Origin of the sequence: Marinobacter guineae, from assembly GCF_002744735.1 — a bacterium.
GTDB lineage: Bacteria > Pseudomonadota > Gammaproteobacteria > Pseudomonadales > Oleiphilaceae > Marinobacter > Marinobacter guineae.
Window position 1 is genome coordinate 1 of sequence record NZ_KZ319355.1, and the last position, 1,227, is coordinate 1,227.

The following is a 1,227-nucleotide window of genomic DNA, read 5'->3' on the forward strand; positions in this document are numbered from 1 at the left end:
CTCTGATCATCGCGAAGGAAAACAGTGCCAACTGGCGTGATGTGGGGCGTGCCGTCGGGGTTTACGGTTGCGATCGAGCAGTAAACAGTAGAAGCCTGACCTTGCTCTAAAACTGACTTTACCTTCTTCCAATCATCCTTGATGTTCATAGTTTCTCCATTTGTGCATAACGCTGAGGTAACCGGCGCCGGAGCGCCAGCGGAGGGAACCAAAAGCGGTACGCTTTTGGCGTCCGGTTGACCGCTTGGTTAAAAGACCTATACCCCAAGCTCACGAGTCCTTGGCAAAATGTTTCTGGAACAGACGCTCTGACTCTTTGAGGCCTTCCTCAGTGAACAGGATAGACTTGGCCTTACCAACCGGATTCTCGATAAGCCCCTTTTCGTGAAGCCTATTCGTGGCATCCCAATCAAAGGATTTCCACGCCCGACCGCCATCATGCAAAGTCAGGTACAACAAAGCCAATACGGCCTCATCGATTTTCTCTTCATCAATTTCCATGGCTCATCCTCTGGTGATGCGCCCTTTTAACGCCAAAATTCAGCGGCGGCCTTTGCGTAGCGAAGCGGAGAAAAGGCCGTCCGGTGGAGGCCCTTCAGGGCCGGAACGTACTGGAATGATTTGTTATGCATTTACCAGTTTACGAGAACATCTTTAACTTTGTGCGTTGCGGCATCAACACCAACGGCCCAAAAAACTTCATCCTCACTGGCAGAGTATTTCGCCTTCCAAAGGGTAAGCTGCGAACCAGCTCTTCGAAGGCAATCTATAAACTCAACCTCACTCAACTCTCCCAGTTCATGCTGAATGCTTTCGCACGATGAAATGTAGGCATGTTCAGTAATAGTACCGTCGCTCTCTTCGCGAAGTGATGGGGCCGACATTTCCTGCAAGAGAGCAAAACTCTTCCCGTCATGCAGCTCTATTACCTGCTTCGCAAGCTTCCTTTCCATATCTGAAATCATGTTTCCTCCTTGGTGCATAACGCCAGCAATAAACGGCGCCCTGACAAGGGCGTCCGGTGGAGGCCGAAGGCCGGAACGAATTTGATTGCCTTGTTATGCGGACTTCCGTTCTACAATCTGGAGGTTGAACGCTTCCGACTCTTCGGGCGGCTCAAAGTAACCTGTCACCATCCTAAAGACTTCCTCTGTGTCGAACTGTGCTCGTTCAGGCTGTTCTTTCTGCCGCTGTTTAAGCTGCTTTAAACAAACTTCATCGTCTACC

General features: G+C 50.4%; 2 protein-coding genes. Both read right to left on the reverse strand.

Annotated elements, in window-relative coordinates:
• Nucleotides 1-270: 270 nt before the first annotated feature.
• Entirely contained in the window at nucleotides 271-501 is a 231-nt protein-coding gene (locus CLH62_RS21200) for a DUF6429 family protein (protein WP_099620083.1), read from the reverse strand.
• Between the two features lie 131 nt (nucleotides 502-632).
• Nucleotides 633-965, reverse strand: a complete 333-nt coding sequence (locus CLH62_RS20850; RefSeq protein ID WP_099620084.1) for a hypothetical protein — start codon at nucleotides 963-965, stop codon at nucleotides 633-635.
• Nucleotides 966-1,227 lie beyond the last annotated feature (262 nt).